The organism is Autumnicola musiva, assembly GCF_031846585.1.
Classification (GTDB): domain Bacteria; phylum Bacteroidota; class Bacteroidia; order Flavobacteriales; family Flavobacteriaceae; genus Autumnicola; species Autumnicola musiva.
This window is the reverse complement of the sequence record NZ_JAVRHK010000075.1, coordinates 1-660: the sequence shown is the minus strand read 5'-3', so window position 1 is coordinate 660 and position 660 is coordinate 1. Positions and strand designations below refer to the sequence as shown.

Here is a 660-nt window from a genome sequence, read left to right as displayed (position 1 = left end):
TGCGGTTATCGCAAGTTGCGGGATTAGGGACGCGGACTTGTCGGATTAACCATTTTCTTTCCTGGTTACTAAAATTACACTTTTTCTACAATACCCGGAATTTGAGATGAACCGCTGTTAGCCATAGTTAATACTCGACAGTTGTTATATAGTTTGAAAGTTTCCATATATCACCTTCTTCTTTTTTAAAAAACATTATTAAAGAGGCACCAGAATCTTTTGTTCTATGTCTTTCATTATTCATTATTGCTCCGACTGTAGAGACTACTAAATCATTATTTTTATTACTTAAAAATGAGTTGAAATAATAAGTCAAATTTTTATCAGTTGTTTTTCCTGAATTTTTAAGGATTTCTAAACTATTTTCGTTCAGTTTTGATCGGTCAAAATTAAAATGGTCTGTTTTAGTTTCTAAAAGTTGAATTGCTAAATCTTTTTCATCTTGAGCCAATCTAGAATTACTCATTATGGAATTTCTTCTACTTGAATCAATAGGATTTAAACTTGGTTTATATACTATCCGTATAATTTTATCGTGCTGGCTTTTAAAGGTATCAAGAACAACATCAATTATTTTATGATAATCAACTGTTGAAACCTTCTTCTCAATTTTTTCATCGGGAATTTTTATTCTTGAATGATTATTTTCTTCACAAGAAC

1 protein-coding gene is annotated in these 660 nt (G+C 29.8%); it reads right to left on the bottom strand.

Annotated elements, in window-relative coordinates; genetic code table 11:
* Positions 1 to 127 precede the first annotated feature (127 nt).
* The coding region (locus tag RM539_RS19905) for a hypothetical protein (RefSeq protein WP_311505168.1) at positions 128 to 660 on the bottom strand (533 nt) is incomplete at its 5' end.